Below are 13,716 nucleotides of genomic sequence, written 5' to 3'. Positions count from 1 at the left end.
TTTAAGGTTATGAATCTATTTTCATCATTTTATGATATTGATACTATTGAAAAGGCTACGGATAGATTAGAAAATATTTTATTTTATTCTATGTCCCCAAAAATTAGAAGTGCATTAAATTTTTGTGTAGTCGCCCATAATGGACAAGTTAGAAAAAGTGGAATCCCATATGCAATACATCCAATATTAGTTTCTTGCATTGTCGCATACTATGGTGGTGAAGAATCCATGATATGTGCAGCATTGTTGCATGATGTCGTAGAAGATACTGATTATAATATTGATTGGGTGAGAGATGAATTTGGCGATGATGTAGCTTCTCTTGTAGATAGTCTTACAAAAATAGTTGATATTAGGAAAGAAGAATTTCCATCTGATACAAATGAAAAGCTAGCATCTTCTGCTTTGTCATTTAGAAAAATGTTAGTGGCATCTATTAAAGATGTGAGAGCATTGGTGATAAAAATAAGCGATAGATTGCATAATATGCTTACACTTGATGTCTTGCCTGAACACAAGCAAAGAAGAATAGCAGAAGAAACTCTTGTAGTATATGCACCTATTGCACATAGGCTTGGTATATCATCGATTAAAAATGAATTAGAAGATAGAAGTTTTTATTATATTTTTAGAGATGAATACAATAAGATAGGTGCATATTTAGACGAACATAGGCAGAATCTTATTTTAAAATTAAATAATTTTACGACAAAAATATCTTCATTACTTATGCAGGGGGGATTTTTAGATTCTGATTTTAGAATAGAAAGTCGGATTAAAAGACCATATTCTATATTTTTAAAGATACAAAAAAAAGGCGTTAGTATTGATGAAATATTAGACTTGCTTGCTATTAGAATCATCGTGAATGATGATATTGATTGCTATAAAGCATTGGGTTTGGTTCATCTTTATTTTAAACCTCTTATATCAAGATTTAAAGATTATATAGCATTACCAAAAGAAAATGGCTATCAAACGATACATACCACAGTTTTTGATGAATCTTCTATATTTGAGATTCAAATAAGAACAACTAAAATGCACCATTCAGCAGAATTTGGTGTAGCCGCACATTGGAAATATAAAAATATCGGTATGTCACCATCAACTGATTGGATATCAAATCTTCAATATCAAGATAATAATATAGAAGAATTTTATGAATTAGCAAAAAATGATCTATATAGGGAAGATATTGTTGTATTCTCACCAGCAGGTGATACATATACGCTTCCTGTTGGAGCTGTGGCACTTGATTTTGCTTATGCAGTCCATACAAAACTTGGTTCTCACGCAAAAGAAGCATATATAAATCATCAAAAAGCTTCATTGCTTACTACCTTAAAAAGTGGTGATATAGTAAGGATTATTACAGGAGAGTCTTCTGCACCAAAATGCACTTGGATTGATACTGTAAAGACTTCAAAAGCAAAAAGTGATTTAAAGATTCAGTGCTCACACAAGATAAAAGAAATTGAGCAAAAAAGTGCAATTAACATCATCTCTACGATATTTTTTGATCATAATATGAATATTGTGGAAAATTTTGTAAAAGAAAATAATCTTCTCCAGTCTATTGGAAAGGCTACAAAAGATTTGGATTTTTTAATTGATTTAAAAAATAGAATAAAAAATCAACTAAAAAATAATGTTAATTTCTTATCCAAGATAAGGCTAGATAGATTGAAAATCAAAAAACAAGAATTTGGGAATCTTATTGTTTATTCAAATCATACTATTTCAGAAACATTATTTGATTATTGTTGTCGTCCAAAGCATAATGATGAAGTCTTGGCGATAAAAAATGGCTCTAAAGTATTTATACATCATAAATTATGCGAGAGAGTATTTTTAGAAGTATCAAATGGTGCTAGAATGGTTTTTGTTCATTGGAAAGATGATGTCAATACAGCATATAAAGTGATAGTAGCACTAGAGGGAAAAAAGGGGACTTTAGCGGAGTTTTTGGGGACATTAATGAAGTATGATTGCAATGTGATTGGAGTTTCGTATAATGGATATAAAAATCAATTTATGACTAATTGCGAGATTATGTTTGAAACACCAATACATGATACAAAAATATTAAAAAACATGCTTCTTAAAAAATATAAAATTATTGATTTTTTTAATTTAAAAGATGCATATACATAGGAAAAATAATGGAAGATAAAATAAATAATGCTTTAAGAGAAATACAAAGAGGAACAAGTGAAATAATTGGTATTGACTATATTAAAGATTTAGTTAGCAATTACTTTAAACTTGGAAAACGTTTTATTATAAAAGCTGGTTTTGATCCAACTGCTCCAGATTTACATTTAGGACATAGTGTGCTTTTGCAAAAACTAGCTACATTGCAAAAATTTGGTGGAGATATTAAATTTCTAATTGGTGATTTTACAGCTACCATTGGTGATCCTAGTGGTAAAAGTGAAACTAGAAAAGTTTTAAGCAGAGAAGAAGTATTAAAAAATGCTAAGACTTATGAAGAGCAAGTTTTTAAGATTCTATCAAAAGAGCATACAGAGGTTTGTTTTAATTCAAAATGGCTAAGTGCATTAGGAAGCGAAGGAATGTTGCAACTTACTGGTAAGTTTTCTGTTGCAAGAATGCTTGAGAGGGATGATTTTTCAAAAAGATATAAAGAAAATCAGCCAATTAGCATTGTTGAGTTTATGTATCCATTATTGCAAGGATATGATAGCGTATCACTTAATTGCGATATAGAATGCGGGGGAAATGATCAAAAGTTTAATTTACTTGTTGGTAGAAGTATGCAAAGGGCTTATGGGCTAAATAAAGAGCAATCAGTGCTTATGATGCCACTTTTAGAAGGTCTTGATGGAGTAAATAAAATGAGCAAAAGTCTTGGTAATTATATAGGTATCACAGATAATCCAAATGATATGTATGCCAAAATTTTAAGTATTTCAGATTCTATGATGTGGCGTTATTATGAGTTGCTTAGCAGTATCAGTCTTGATGAGTTAGATAAATTAAAGCATGATGTAGAAAATAACAATGTCCATCCAAAGAGTGCAAAAGAGAATCTAGCTTTAGAAATTGTAGAGAGATATCATTCAAAAGAGAGTGCAAAGAGCGCAAAAGAGAATTTTGACTTAGTATTTAGCAAGGATTGCGTGCCTAAAGATTTGAATGAATTTAGTGCAGAATCTAATATATGGATTTGTAAATTATTAGTTGATAGTAAAATGTCAGATTCTAGCTCACAAGCAAGACGAGATATTAACGCAGGGGCGCTAAGAATTGATGGTGTTAAAATATTAGATGAGAATCTTAAGCTTAAATCAGGTATATATGTAATCCAAATTGGTAAAAGAAAATTTTTGAGAGCTATTATAAAATGAACAATGTATTGTTTAAATCATTAAAAATCGGCAAACATACTATTAAATATCCAATTATACAAGGTGGTATGGGAGTTGGAATAAGCTGGGATGAACTAGCAGGTAATGTTTCACTTCAAGGGGCTTTGGGGACTATTAGTTGCGTTGGAACAGGATATTATAAAAAAATGCACTTTACTGAAAAAATCGTTCGCTCTAAGCCATTTGAAGCAATTAATTTTTATTCTAAAAATGCATTAAATGAAATTTTTAAAAATGCAAGAAAAATATGTGGAAATGCACCTCTTGCTGCAAATATTTTATATGCAATAAATGAGTATGGCAGGGTTGTAAGAGATGCTTGTGAAGCAGGTGCAAATATTATTATTACAGGTGCTGGACTTCCTATCAATATGCCAGAATTTACAAAGAATTTTCCAGATGTAGCACTTATTCCTATTGTCTCATCTGCAAGAGCTTTACGCATTATTTGCAAGAGATGGAAAGAAAGATACAATAGAATCCCTGATGCTGTGATTGTTGAAGGACCACTTAGCGGCGGACATCAAGGATTTAAATATGAAGATTGTTTCAAAGAAGAATTTAAATTAGAAAATATCGTGCCAAGTGTCGTAAAAGAAGCTAAGATTCAGGGCAATATTCCTGTAATTGCTGCAGGTGGAATCTGGGATAGAAATGATATTGATAATTTTTTAGAATTAGGCGCTCTTGGCGTGCAAATGGCTACTAGATTTTTAGGCACTTATGAATGTGATGCTAAAGCGTATTTAGAGATTATGCCAAAATTAACAAAAGAAGATATAAAGCTTATTAAATCACCGGTTGGTTATCCAGCTAGGGCTATTAATATAGGTGTATTAAAGGCTATAAGTGAAGGCACTGCCCCAAAGATAGCATGCGTTAGTAATTGTGTTCAACCATGTCATCGAGGAATGGAGGCTAAAAAAGTAGGATATTGTATAGCTGATAGATTAGGCGATGCCAGCTATGGGAATCTTGATACAGGATTGTATTTTACAGGTGCAAATGGATATAGAATCGATAAAATCATTAGCGTTAAAGAACTTATAGATGAATTGAGTGGAAGATAAGATTGATAAGATTTATTTTTCTTTTAATTCCATTTTTGTTATTTAGTGCTCCATTAAAAATTACTAATTTAAAAGAAAACAATGGTGTAGTGAGTATCATCTTTAATAAAAGCATCAAATTAGAAAATTTTAATAAATCCAAGATAAACACTGGAATCTACTATGATATAAAAGCAGAATATATGCTTAAAAAAAAGACTTTTAGACTAAAAAATGAAAATTTTATCACTATCGCACAAAACAACAAAAAGACTACAAGGATTGTGATACAAAGTAAAAAAATAGAAACTCTAAATTTCAAAATCAATAAAAATATTTTATTACTTAGTTTTGATACAAAAAAAGATTCAAATCAAAATACACAAATACAAAATGACAAAAATGTTATATCCAATTTGTTTAATTCAATAGATGATAAAAAGCCCACTTCGCCGACAACAGATACTACTCCACCAATAAAAGAACAAGCAGAATCTATCCCATTTGCAAGAAAAGATAAAATCATCGTATTAGACCCTGGGCATGGTGGAAAAGATTGTGGAGCGCAAGCAGATAAAATTTGTGAAAAAACTATTGTTCTTGCTATAGGCAAACTTGTTAAAAAAACACTAGAATCTAGAGGTTATAAAGTTTATATGACTAGAGATAGTGATAAATATATAAGCCTTACAGATAGGACAAAGTTTGCTAATAATAAAGAAGCAGATATATTTGTCTCAATTCATGCAAACTCACTTCCTAAAACATCAAAAAATTATAATACTACAAGTGGAATTGAGACTTATTTCTTATCAAACGCAAGAAGCGAACGCGCTAGAAAAGTCGCAGAATTAGAAAATAAAGATGATATTGAGGTTATGAATTATTTCTCAAAATTATCATTTTTAAATTCTATCAATTCGCAGCGACTTTTAGCATCAAACAAACTTGCCATAGATATCCAACATGGAATGCTTATAAATACAAGAAAATTATATACCAAAACGATAGATGGTGGAGTAAGAGAAGGTCCTTTTTGGGTTTTGGTTGGTGCATTGATGCCTTCAGTGTTGGTTGAAGTTGGCTATATATCGCATAAAAGTGATTTAGAAAAATTACAAAATATGAATTATAAAGAAAAATTAGCCATAGGTATTGCTGATGGCATAGATAATTATTTTTTAAAGAATTTTTAATGACCAAGCAAAAAAATGAGTTTATTTTCTCACTTATATTTTTTTTCTTTTCTTCATTTTTCTTTTTGTCTATTATCTCGTCACTATTTATTGATAATTTTGTTGATTTATTAGATATTTTTCTTCGTCCAAATAATATTTTTGTTCAACTTTCAAGGATTTTGCTATTTATTGCAATTTGTATTTTGATTTATCTTATCCAATCAAGTATAAGAAAAGATTCTAAGAAATATATTTATATGGCATTATTTGGAATCTTTATTTTTTTGTCATTATTAATCATTAGCTTTGCATTGCCACAGGATAATTTAGATGGATTTTTGGATGTTTATGACTTAGATGATAATCATTTGGTGATAAATAGTATAGAAGAATTAATCATTGATAGTTTTGTATTTATTTATTTTATAACTATTCCTTTATTTATCTTTTTTTATAAAAAGAATCTATTTAATAACTATTTTTATAAAACATATATAAAAGAAATAATGCCATCACTAAATGTAAGTATTATATTTTTATTTGGTTATTGCATAAGGGTATATGACTTTGATAATTTTTTATCTGCTATTGATTTTGTTTTATCATTAGCTAGTATTATTTTGTTTGCAAGAATTATTTTTTCTCTTAAGAGTTCTATTACTTTTTATAATATCGTAAATTTATTTATTCTTATTTTTGGTTTTATTTTATTTATACTTTGTTCTCATTTGCTAGAGCAATTTTATTTGTATTATGCAAATTTATTTTTTTATACGATTGGGTTATTGTATTGGTTTTTTAATATACTTATAGAAAAAGCTTGATATCACAGATTCGCTCTACTTTACCTTTATAATACACTTCGTCATTTTGCATTTTAAAATACAAAGGTTCATTGCTTGGTGGTATTAATGTGGCGATTTTATGAATCTTATTTTGCATTAATGCTAGATAATATGTGGCAGCCATGCCTGTTCCGCATGCAAGTGTGATATCTTCTACACCTCTTTCATATGTAGATAAATGGATGATATCTTTACTAATGATTTTTGCAAAATTTACATTTGCATTGTATTTTTTTCTTAGATTCTCCATCATCTTATTTTTACTTTTTGGTAATTTACCATCTATAAAGCTTACTAAATGTGGGATTCCAGAATCTAGCAGTGTAAATTGCATTTCATATTCATCAATGCAATCTTTTTTTATTTTTACTTTTCCAAAATTTACTTCTACTATATCATCATTTTTATCATCAATTTCTACTTTAATTTCTCCAGCACCACTTAAAAATGAATGCTTTTTTGGCGCTAGATTGTTTATGTAAGCATAGTGCGCGACACATCTACTTGCATTTCCACACATATCTGCTTTGCTTCCATCAGAATTATAAAAATCCCATTTATATGCATATTTACTATGTGGCATGATGATTACAAGCCCATCAGCACCAATTCCACTATGTCTATTACATATTTTTTTTGCAAGATTTGCTCTTTTTTTAGAATCTAATATATTGTTAAATGTATAAAAGATTAAAAAATCATTACCACTTGCATTATATTTTGTAAGCCACATTTTATTTCCTATAAACTAGCCTAAATAAGACATTTATACTAAGACAAAAAAACAATACATTTGCCACAAATTCACTTTGAGCATGCATAGAGATAAACTCACTTGATTGCGTAGCATTTAGACCTAGCTGCTGTTGTTCTACAATAAAAGGAGTGTAATAAAGACTAAATAACAATATGCAAATCACACTAATTGCACCACTTATAAATAATATAATTTTAATTATTTTTTTATTGTCTCCTAGACGAAGGGTAAAAGTCTCAAATATCGCAATGATAAAAGCAACTACAATAAGTAATATATTTAATTTTAGAAATATTTGAGTCATTAAGATTCCGCTTTGAAATTTGCTTAATTCAACTCCAAAAAAACTAGCATTAAATATCACATTTGCGACAAAAGCCCCACTTGCAAGCAATGCTCCAATAGTAATTCCTAGAATCCAAATATACAATGCCACTGCTGTATTTATAAATGTTTTTCCAAATAAAAATTTCATCTAATCATCCTTAGCTTATCTCTTTTATATATTCTTGTTTTTGATTTTTAGGTAGTGTTTTTGTTGTAGGTATCATTAATACTTCGTATTTTTTTGAATATTCTAAAAATTTTATTTCAATAATATCTCCAACTTTTACATTTCTACTTGCTTTTGTTATGCCACCATTAATGCTTACTAGGTGACTTTCTAGCAAATCTTTTGCCATGCTTCTTCGTTTTAAAATATTTGTAGTATTTAAAAATTTATCAATTCGCAAAAGTTTCCTCCTATCTTACATCCAATCTTTGTATTTTTGGGTTATCTTTTAATTTATAATATATTTTCATATTGTCTTTATAGATTAATTTTGCAATATAATTTTTGCCATCTATATTTATTTTTGCATTTTTTGCAAACATTTTTTCTCCAGCATTTAATCCTATACTAGGAATTAGTGTAAGACAAAATAAAATAGCACAAATTAGATATATAAATCTTAAAAAATTTTTATTTACAACAAAAGCAATTCCGCTAAATAATCCAAATAAAATATATAGATATAAATTTAGATTCTGCATAAAAAAGCTATTGAAATATTCTTTTATTTCATAATATGAAAAATAATGAATAAAGATTCCGCCATAAAATATAATTATTGGAAATAGCCCAAATATCGCACCAAAAAAAACTATAGCTATGATTTTATCCATTATCTTATCTTTTTTATCTTATCTTTTTTTATTTTAAAAATTTTAGATGGAGAGGATTCAAAGATTCCTCTTTTATCCATTATTAAAACATCAGCTTTATTTATAGCAAAATTTAAATCAAATTTATGTTTATGTAAATTTGCAGATGAAGAATAAAGAAGCCCAAAATGCTCTAAAAACTGCGAATGTAAGCCATCATCCACAAGTCTAAATGATTTATTATTTTGGAATATAAAAGTAGTCTTTTTACTTCTTCTTATTGCTTTATTTATTTTTTGTGGAATCTTGGAGTGTTTTTTTATCAAAAAAAGTGAGTTAGATTCTACTAATATGGGTTTGTTTTGCATATTTTGCTTTGCAAGCAAGATTCTATCTTTTGATTTGCTTAAAAACCCAGCTGTTGTATCACTTTGAGCTAAAAATAAATACATTAATTTAAATAATCTTGCAAAGCTTGCACTTTATAAGGCGATGATTTTTTTAGTTCTTTTATAGCTTTTAGCGCACCTTTTGTCCCAGATATGGTTGTAAAATATGGAATTGCAAGTCTAACAACCTTCTCTCTTATCTTTTTTGCATCATCTTTGCTTGATTTATCATCACTTGTATTAATCACTATATCAATCTCTTTATTTGATAATAAATCATGAATATTTGGTCGCCCCTCGCTTATTTTTAATACTTTTGTAGCTTCTATATTATTATTTATTAGATTAGTATATGTCCCTGCTGTTGCATATACATTAAACCCAAGATCAATAAAACTCTTTGCAATATTTGGAAGATATTTTTTATCATTATCCATAAACGATAGCAGCACATTTCCATTTAGTGGAAGTGCATTGTTGCATGCAATTTGTCCTTTTGCAAAGCTAATGCCAAATGAAGAGCTAATCCCCATAACTTCACCCGTGCTTTTCATTTCTGGACCAAGCAATACATCTGCTCCAGGAAGTTTATTAAATGGGAATACAGATTCTTTTACTGATACATATTTTGGCATTTTTGGTTTATAGATTCCATTTTCATTGATTACTATATTGTATTTATCATAAAAATTTAGTGCTTTTTTAAGTGTTTTTCCACACATTATATGTGTAGCAACTTTTGCAAGTGGAATCCCTGTGGCTTTACTTACAAAAGGTGTCGTCCTTGATGCTCTTGGATTAACTTCAATAATATATATTGCGTTATTGTATATTGCATATTGTATATTCATAAGTCCTATAACACCAAGTTTTAATGCGACAATTTGTGTTATTTGCTCTATTTCTTTTAGATGTTTTTCACTTATATTAATTGTTGGTATCACACAAGTAGAATCTCCGCTATGGATTCCAGCTTCTTCTATGTGTTGCATGATTCCTGCGATATATACATCTTTGCCATCACTTAGAGCATCAACATCAAGCTCTATTGCACCATCTAAAAATTTATCAATTAAAATTGGATTATTTTGGCTTATATTTAGTGCTTCTTCCATGTAGATTCTTAGTTCATCTTCATTATATACGATTTTCATAGCCCTTCCACCAAGCACATAAGAAGGGCGAACAAGCACAGGAAATCCAATATTAAAAGCAATCTTGTATGCATCTTCTTTATTAAAAGCTATTCCATTTTGTGGTTGTAATAGATTGTTTTCTTCGATAAATTTTGCAAATTTTTCTCTATCTTCTGCAATATCTATTACTTTTGCACTGCTTCCTATGATATTAACATCAAGCAAAGATAGCATTTTTGAAAGTTTAAGAGGCGTTTGTCCCCCAAAATGCACGATAATTCCATCTGGTTTTTCTCTCTCAATTACAGAGCGAACATGCTCAAAATCAATAGGCTCAAAATACAATATATTGCTTGTATCATAATCCGTGCTAACCGTCTCTGGATTGCAGTTATACATAATGCTTTTATATCCCAAATCTTTTAATGCAAAACTTGCATGCACACAGCAATAATCAAATTCAATACCTTGTCCAATTCTATTTGGACCGCTACCGATAATTAGGATTTTTTTACTTTTTTCATCTATGCAATTTTGCGTATTTTGATAAGTTTGTTGATTTTGTGGATTATATGAAATGCTTGAATATAAATAAGGTGTAAGACTTGGAAATTCGCCTGCACAAGTATCTACCTCGCTATATTCATGTTTTATACCAAATTTCATTCTTGCTTGATAAATATCATTTTGATTTAGATTAAATCCATTATTATTTTTATTTAATAAAAGCGCAATCATTTCATCGCTAAAACCATCGATTTTTAATTCCCTTAAAAGTTTTTCGTCATTTAAAACATTGGAAGTGATTTCTTTTTCTCTATCTACTAAATATTTTATATTATTTAAAAACCATTTATCAATCTTGCTTAATTCATGCACTTCTTCTATGTTTAGCCCCATTCTAAAGCCATCAGCAATATATAGCAATCTATTTGCATTTGGTCGTCTTATTTCTTTGCTTATTAATTCTATATCATTTGATATTGTATTTAATCCGCACAATCCATTTTCTAAGCTACAAAGTGCTTTTTGTAAAGATTCTCTAAAAGTGCTACCTATCGCCATAACTTCACCAATACTTTTCATAGAAGTCGTAAGTGTAGAATCTGCTTTTGGAAATTTCTCAAATGTCCATCGTGGAATCTTTGTAACAATATAATCAATGCTAGGTTCAAAGCTAGCTGGTGTGCCTGTAATATCATTTTTTATCTCATCAAGTGAGAATCCAACAGCAAGCATTGTAGCGACTTTTGCGATTGGATATCCTGTAGCCTTGCTTGCAAGCGCAGAACTTCGTGAAACGCGTGGATTCATCTCAATAACCGTCATTCGCCCATTTTGCGGATTTATTGCAAACTGCACATTGCTTCCACCTGTATCTACGCCAATTTCACGCAAGATTTTAAAGCTAGCATCACGCATTCGTTGATATTCTTTATCTGTAAGTGTGAGTGCTGGGGCAATAGTGATAGAATCCCCTGTATGCACACCCATAGGATCGAGATTCTCAATACTGCAAACAATAATACAATTATCAAATCTATCGCGTATAACTTCCATTTCATATTCTTTCCAACCAAGCAAAGATTCTTCAATGAGAATCTCACTTATTGGACTTACATCAAGCCCATTTTGAGCTATTGCCATAAACTCATCAATATTATATGCTACGCCGCTTCCACCCCCTGCAAGTGTGTAACTTGCACGAATAATAAGCGGGAATCCTATTTCTTTTGCTGCATCAAGAGCTTCTTTCATTGTGTAGGCATATCTACTTTTTGGTAAATCCATACCAATTTTTATCATCGCTTCCTTGAAAGCCTGCCTATCTTCCCCTTTTTTGATTGCCTCTGGATTTGCTCCTAAAAATTTAATACCCTCTAGCATTCCTTTTTCTTGCATTCGCATAGCTACATTTAGCGCTGTTTGTCCGCCCATCGTAGGTAAAATAGCATCAACTTTTTCTACTTTTATTATATTTGCAATAATTTCTTCTGTAATAGGCTCTATATAAGTCCTATCCGCAAAATCTGGGTCTGTCATGATTGTTGCTGGATTTGAATTAATAAGGATTACTTTGTATCCTAGTTTTTTTAGAGTTTTTGCTGCTTGTGTGCCAGAGTAGTCAAATTCACAAGCCTGTCCTATTATGATTGGTCCTGAACCAATAAGTAAAATTGTTTGTATATCTGTTCGTTTTGGCATAAAACCCCTCTTTATTGTGCTAGAAAGTTTTTTGCATTCTATACAAAAGCACTTAAAAATTTCATTATAAAAATTATTTAATTTTTAATTTCTTAAATTTTGATTTAAGGAATATTTAATTATTATTCTACTTGCTCTTTTTTAGACCTATGCAATGGGTGTTATAGGCAATGCTTCAGGGTGGGAACACAGCAGAGCCCCTATAATATTTATGTGCCATAGTAATCTGAAAAAGGGCGCTTCTTAAATATCCTTGTTACAAAAATTAATCATACTCATACAACTTTATTTGATTTAATAAATGAATGCAATTACAATTTATTATAATCTAGGCATAAAAAAATATTTCATTTACTATAAAGAGCTTCACATGGGAAGACCAAATATTTTGATCCTTGGTGGTGGATATGGCGGATTTAAGATTGCTACTTATTTACAAAAATATCTGCAAGTGGATAAAGCAAATGTTACATTAATCAGCAAGCACGACTATCATTATCAAACGACATTACTTCACAAGGTTGCAGTTGGAACCTATAGCGCAAGGAAAGCTAGGATTTTTTTTAGAAAAATATTAGATTCTAATAAGGTTAGTTTCATAAAAGATACTATTTTAAGAATTAATCCAGAATCCAAACAAGTATTTGGAGAGCGAGGTTGTTATAGCTATGATTATTTGGTTATTGCACTTGGTTTTGTTCCAAATACATTTGGTATCAAAGGTGTAGATGAGTTTTGCTATAAGCTAGAAACATTAAATTCTGCTATTCGCCTTAGAAATAATATAGAATCTAAGTTTAAAGATTTTGATTCAGAACCGCTTGATTTACGATTTGTGGTATGTGGTAGTGGATTTACAGGTATTGAGTTTGCAGCTGAACTTGGAACGCAAATTGATGAATTGTGTAAGATTTGTGGTATTGATAAAAGCTTGGTTAAAATCATTTGTGTAAGTAGAGGTGAGCAGATTTTGCCTATGTTTAATGCAGGGGATTCTAAATTAGCAAAGCATAAGATGTTAAAGCTAGGAATAGAATTTATTCAAGGTGATGTTATTGAATGCAAAAGTGACGGAGTTATTATTAAAAATAAATTAGGTGTTTTAGAGGATATAAAAGCAAACAATATTATATGGTGTGCTGGTGTAAAAGGCAGTGGTGTGATATCTAATTCTACTTATTTTGAGCATAAAGATTCTAGGATTTTGGTAGATGAATTTTTAAGAGTGCCAAAATATCCTAATATTTTTGTTGTAGGTGATAGTGCAATTTGTATGAAACGAGATATATTAAATGCCCCAACAGCACAACTTGCAAATCAAATGGGTGAGTATGTTGGCAAAAACTTGGTAAATATACTAAATGACAAATCACTTAGTAAGCCATTTGTATTTAAGCATAAAGGAACTGTATGTTCGATTGGTCATACAGATGGAGTTGGCGTTGTTTTTCATATAAGCATTAGTGGTGAAATAGCGGCATTTTTGAAAAACTTTATAGAAAATAAATGGATATTTAGCATTGGTGGGATTGCTAATGTCCTTAAAAAAGGTCAATTTAGATTTAGAAGTAGTAATTAATTGTTATAATTTCTAAAACAATATTAATAAAGGCTAT

The 13,716-nt window shown here is 29.9% G+C and carries 12 protein-coding genes and 1 other RNA gene; 7 read left to right on the top strand and 6 right to left on the bottom strand.

Annotated features, from left to right (window positions below; all coding sequences use genetic code 11):
* Window positions 1-9 precede the first annotated feature (9 nt).
* From CQA42_RS06265 to CQA42_RS06245, 5 genes are read left to right on the top strand one after another with little or no spacing between them, the layout of a single operon-like run.
* Window positions 10-2,157, top strand: a complete 2,148-nt coding sequence (locus tag CQA42_RS06265; RefSeq protein WP_115583813.1) for a bifunctional (p)ppGpp synthetase/guanosine-3',5'-bis(diphosphate) 3'-pyrophosphohydrolase — start codon at window positions 10-12, stop codon at window positions 2,155-2,157.
* Window positions 2,158-2,165: 8 nt separating this feature from the next.
* Window positions 2,166-3,374, top strand: coding sequence for a tyrosine--tRNA ligase (tyrS, locus tag CQA42_RS06260; RefSeq protein WP_115583812.1), 1,209 nt, complete (start codon window positions 2,166-2,168; stop codon window positions 3,372-3,374).
* Window positions 3,371-4,465: a nitronate monooxygenase gene (locus tag CQA42_RS06255; RefSeq protein WP_115583811.1), complete on the top strand. Its 1,095-nt coding sequence runs from the start codon at window positions 3,371-3,373 to the stop codon at window positions 4,463-4,465. Before tyrS ends, CQA42_RS06255 begins: the two co-directional genes overlap by 4 nt.
* A gap of 2 nt (window positions 4,466-4,467) precedes the next feature.
* Window positions 4,468-5,640, top strand: coding sequence for an N-acetylmuramoyl-L-alanine amidase (locus tag CQA42_RS06250; RefSeq protein ID WP_115583810.1), 1,173 nt, complete (start codon window positions 4,468-4,470; stop codon window positions 5,638-5,640).
* Window positions 5,640-6,446 (top strand): hypothetical protein, encoded by an 807-nt coding sequence (locus CQA42_RS06245; RefSeq protein WP_115583809.1) that lies wholly within the window; start codon window positions 5,640-5,642, stop codon window positions 6,444-6,446. Before CQA42_RS06250 ends, CQA42_RS06245 begins: the two co-directional genes overlap by 1 nt.
* Here CQA42_RS06245 and dapF read toward each other — a convergent pair.
* From dapF to carB, 6 genes are read right to left on the bottom strand one after another with little or no spacing between them, the layout of a single operon-like run.
* Complete coding sequence (gene dapF, locus CQA42_RS06240) at window positions 6,430-7,200, bottom strand: diaminopimelate epimerase (RefSeq protein ID WP_115583808.1); 771 nt, start codon at window positions 7,198-7,200, stop codon at window positions 6,430-6,432. The genes CQA42_RS06245 and dapF overlap by 17 nt on opposite strands.
* 1 nt (window position 7,201) lies before the next feature.
* On the bottom strand, window positions 7,202-7,699 hold the full coding sequence (locus tag CQA42_RS06235) for a DUF4149 domain-containing protein (RefSeq protein ID WP_115583807.1): 498 nt from the start codon (window positions 7,697-7,699) through the stop codon (window positions 7,202-7,204).
* Window positions 7,700-7,709: 10 nt separating this feature from the next.
* A complete protein-coding gene (locus tag CQA42_RS06230) occupies window positions 7,710-7,958 on the bottom strand; it encodes an RNA-binding S4 domain-containing protein (RefSeq protein ID WP_115583806.1) in 249 nt (82 codons plus the stop codon).
* A gap of 10 nt (window positions 7,959-7,968) precedes the next feature.
* Window positions 7,969-8,391 carry a hypothetical protein gene (locus tag CQA42_RS06225; protein WP_115583805.1) on the bottom strand — a complete coding sequence of 141 codons (423 nt, stop codon included), beginning with the start codon at window positions 8,389-8,391 and terminating at the stop codon, window positions 7,969-7,971.
* The gene (locus tag CQA42_RS06220; RefSeq protein ID WP_115583804.1) at window positions 8,391-8,822 is read right to left on the bottom strand and encodes a Sua5 YciO YrdC YwlC family protein; all 432 of its coding nucleotides are present in this window, start codon (window positions 8,820-8,822) and stop codon (window positions 8,391-8,393) included. The genes CQA42_RS06225 and CQA42_RS06220 overlap by 1 nt, the downstream gene beginning before the upstream one ends.
* Window positions 8,822-12,100 carry a carbamoyl-phosphate synthase large subunit gene (gene carB, locus CQA42_RS06215; protein ID WP_115583803.1) on the bottom strand — a complete coding sequence of 1,093 codons (3,279 nt, stop codon included), beginning with the start codon at window positions 12,098-12,100 and terminating at the stop codon, window positions 8,822-8,824. The genes CQA42_RS06220 and carB overlap by 1 nt, the downstream gene beginning before the upstream one ends.
* A gap of 138 nt (window positions 12,101-12,238) precedes the next feature.
* On the opposite strand from carB, the gene ffs reads away from it, so the two are divergent.
* Window positions 12,239-12,336: signal recognition particle sRNA small type (ffs, locus tag CQA42_RS06210), an RNA gene on the top strand.
* A gap of 134 nt (window positions 12,337-12,470) precedes the next feature.
* Window positions 12,471-13,679, top strand: coding sequence for an NAD(P)/FAD-dependent oxidoreductase (locus tag CQA42_RS06205; protein ID WP_115583802.1), 1,209 nt, complete (start codon window positions 12,471-12,473; stop codon window positions 13,677-13,679).
* Window positions 13,680-13,716 lie beyond the last annotated feature (37 nt).

Source organism: Helicobacter sp. MIT 99-5507 (assembly GCF_003364295.1).
GTDB lineage: Bacteria > Campylobacterota > Campylobacteria > Campylobacterales > Helicobacteraceae > NHYM01.
This window is presented reverse-complemented; position numbering and strand designations above follow the sequence as displayed.

Excerpts from the sequence above, each read along its gene's own strand:
- CQA42_RS06265 (WP_115583813.1), top strand. The coding sequence starts at position 10 with ATGAATCTATTTTCATCATTTTATGATATTGATACTATTGAAAAGGCT.
- CQA42_RS06255 (WP_115583811.1), top strand. The coding sequence starts at position 3,371 with ATGAACAATGTATTGTTTAAATCATTAAAAATCGGCAAACATACTATT.
- CQA42_RS06245 (WP_115583809.1), top strand. The coding sequence starts at position 5,640 with ATGACCAAGCAAAAAAATGAGTTTATTTTCTCACTTATATTTTTTTTC.
- CQA42_RS06220 (WP_115583804.1), bottom strand. The coding sequence starts at position 8,822 with ATGTATTTATTTTTAGCTCAAAGTGATACAACAGCTGGGTTTTTAAGC.
- tyrS (WP_115583812.1), top strand. The coding sequence starts at position 2,166 with ATGGAAGATAAAATAAATAATGCTTTAAGAGAAATACAAAGAGGAACA.
- dapF (WP_115583808.1), bottom strand. The coding sequence starts at position 7,200 with ATGTGGCTTACAAAATATAATGCAAGTGGTAATGATTTTTTAATCTTT.
- carB (WP_115583803.1), bottom strand. The coding sequence starts at position 12,100 with ATGCCAAAACGAACAGATATACAAACAATTTTACTTATTGGTTCAGGA.
- CQA42_RS06225 (WP_115583805.1), bottom strand. The coding sequence starts at position 8,391 with ATGGATAAAATCATAGCTATAGTTTTTTTTGGTGCGATATTTGGGCTA.
- CQA42_RS06235 (WP_115583807.1), bottom strand. The coding sequence starts at position 7,699 with ATGAAATTTTTATTTGGAAAAACATTTATAAATACAGCAGTGGCATTG.
- CQA42_RS06205 (WP_115583802.1), top strand. The coding sequence starts at position 12,471 with ATGGGAAGACCAAATATTTTGATCCTTGGTGGTGGATATGGCGGATTT.